Origin of the sequence: Clostridium aquiflavi (assembly GCF_031344075.1) — a bacterium.
GTDB classification, from domain to species: Bacteria; Bacillota; Clostridia; order Clostridiales; family Clostridiaceae; genus Clostridium; species Clostridium aquiflavi.
The window spans coordinates 1-2,703 of the sequence record NZ_JAVJAN010000089.1; the positions used below are offsets into that span (position 1 = coordinate 1).

The 2,703-nt window shown below is 27.3% G+C and carries 2 protein-coding genes, 1 tRNA gene and 2 rRNA genes; all 5 read right to left on the reverse strand.

What is annotated here, in order from left to right:
• A 5S ribosomal RNA gene (gene rrf / locus RGC78_RS16010) occupies positions 1 to 73 on the reverse strand; the annotation flags it as partial.
• Between the two features lie 265 nt (positions 74 to 338).
• Complete coding sequence (locus RGC78_RS16015; protein WP_252230844.1) at positions 339 to 1,073, reverse strand: OmpA/MotB family protein; 735 nt, start codon at positions 1,071 to 1,073, stop codon at positions 339 to 341.
• A 4-nt stretch (positions 1,074 to 1,077) separates the two neighbouring features.
• Complete coding sequence (locus RGC78_RS16020) at positions 1,078 to 1,854, reverse strand: flagellar motor protein (RefSeq protein ID WP_252217009.1); 777 nt, start codon at positions 1,852 to 1,854, stop codon at positions 1,078 to 1,080.
• A 489-nt stretch (positions 1,855 to 2,343) separates the two neighbouring features.
• Positions 2,344 to 2,419, reverse strand: a tRNA-Lys gene (locus tag RGC78_RS16025).
• Between the two features lie 6 nt (positions 2,420 to 2,425).
• Positions 2,426 to 2,542: ribosomal RNA gene (gene rrf / locus RGC78_RS16030) — 5S ribosomal RNA — on the reverse strand.
• Between the last annotated feature and the right edge of the window lie 161 nt (positions 2,543 to 2,703).

A 2,703-nucleotide genomic window follows, 5' to 3' on the forward strand; every position in this document is an offset into this window, starting at 1 on the left:
CTTCGGCGCTATGGATCTTAACTTTCCTGTTCGGAATGGGTAGGAGTGTTACTTCCATGCCATCATCACCAGATCCTTTGAAAGATTTTTTCTTTCAGTTGAAATCATTTGTTTTGTTTGATGACCTCAACAAGACATAATTATATAGACTTTCTATTATTATGTCAACAGTATTTTTAGACGTATATCGACATTATATTCAATATACGTCTAAATACTCTAAATTACTATAAAATATTCTTATTTTTGAAAATTTTTATTGTTTAAAAAATCATAAAAATGTTAAACTTAATTTATAAATAAAAATAGAGAATATATATGGATAAAAATGCAATAAATTATTTAATAGATGCTGTTTCTGATTTATTATACTCGTTGTTTAATATAACTATATCAACTCTTCTATTAGCTGCTTGTCCTTCTTTACTATCATTGCTCTTTATAGGTCTATATTCACCATACCCAATAGCAGAAAGCCTATCAGAACTTATATTTCCTTCTTTAGCAAGAAACTCTACTACATTAGCTGCTCTAATTGCAGATAGCTGCCAATTAGAATGAAAATTTTCTGTATTTATAGCTACATTATCGGTGTTTCCCTCAACTCTTATATAATTATCTATATCATTTAATATTTTAGATATAGATATTAACTTTTGCTTATACTCATTTTTAATAGTTGCATCTCCACTGTTAAAAAAAACATTATCATTAAAGCTTATTATAAGACCTCTTTCTTGTATTTGAGTTGAAACGCTACCTTCTAAATTATATTCCTTAATTAACTCATCAACTTTACTTTTAGCCGTATCAAGCTTTTCTGATTCAACCATTACAGCATCATTCACAATGCTATTTTCATTAGTTTCTTCTCCTGTTTCTTCTATAACTCCTTGTGCATCACCTATACTAAATGCTTGTTTAAAGGAATTAGATATTTGTTTATACTTTTGTTTATCTACATTTGAAGAAGCATATAACACTACAAATAAAACCATTAGCAAAGTTATTAAATCAGAATAGGTTAGTAACCATCTTTCACTATTTTCTTTATTTTCTCTTTTTTTCCTCATATAATTATTCACCCTCTAATAATTTAGATTGCTTCTCTGTTAAAAATCCTTCAAGTTTACTTACAAGAGTATTGGGATTTGTACCTTGTTGAATTAATACTATTGCTTTAATAATCATCTCTTTTTCATTATATTCTTCCATATCCAAGACTTTTAACTTATTAGCAATTGGTAACCAAAAAATATTTGCACTTAAAATTCCATATAATGTTGCTATAAAAGCTGCTGCTATTTTAGGTCCTAATACAGTAGGATCATTTAAGTTACTAACTACTTGAATAAGTCCCATAACTGTTCCTATTATCCCCATGGTAGGTGCATATCCACCTGCTGCTGCAAACATTTCTATTCCAACTTGATGTCTTTCTGATATTTGCTCTAATTTAGTTTCTAAAATACTCTTAATAGATGACTGTTCTACTCCATCTATAGCTAATTGAAGTCCTTTTTTTATAAATGGATCTAAATCACTATTTTTAGAAACTTCTTTTTCTAATGATAAAAGTCCATCTTTTCTAGTTCTTGTAGATATATCTTTAAAAAACAATAAATTTTCTTCCATCTTATTTTTTCTCTTTTTAAATGCTATAGACATAACTTTAGGAAATTTTTTAAGTACATTTCCTGGGAATGATATACCTAATGCACCCAAAGTACCACCAAATACTATTATTGCAGCTGTAAGTTGAAATAATGCAGTAATTACTCCACCTTCTAATAAAAATGCTAAAATTAAAGCTACAAATGCAAAAATTAAGCTTAATACAATCATCATATCCATGTAAGATTCCCCCAAATACAAAATTATATTTCTAATAACTAATATATTAATGTTTACTATAATTTAATCCCCCATTAAAACATAAAATTATAATGTTCAATAATATAATAGACTTAATAATTTGTTACTAAAAAATAAATACTATTTTTACTGCTTTAATAATATTTAAACTTTTTAGTAATATTATTAAAAAAGTCTATATTTAATTATTTTTCCACATAATATATAAATTATTATATATTTATAAACAGGTATTCATAATAATTTATGAATACCTGTTTATAACTTAATTTAATTGTGAATAACTTTAGAAACATATTTTTTAATCACAATTTCTATTTGAACATACTATGAAAAATTTTATAGACTAATATGCTAGTTTTAGTTCTTAGCCAATATATATCTATAATACAATACCTTATTAATATCTAAAGATTTTATAATTTTTTATAAAAAAAAGCTACTGAAAAATTCAGTAGCTTTTATTATTGGTGCGTCATCAGGGATTCGAACCCTGGACACCCTGATTAAGAGTCAGGTGCTCTACCAACTGAGCTAATCACGCAAATAAACCTGGCAACGTCCTAATCTCCCACACAGTCTCCCGTGCAGTACCTTCGGCGCTATAGATCTTAACTTTCCTGTTCGGAATGGGTAGGAGTGTTACTTCTATGCCATCATCACCAGATACTAGTCTTTCTAAATCTAATGATTTAGTTAAAACTATACTCCTTTAGCTATGCTAAGTGAGTTATTATTCAATTGAAAGAATGTTCTTTCAAAATTGCACATAAATTGTATATAACAATTATTTATTGGTCAAGCCCTCGACCTATTAGTATCAGTCAG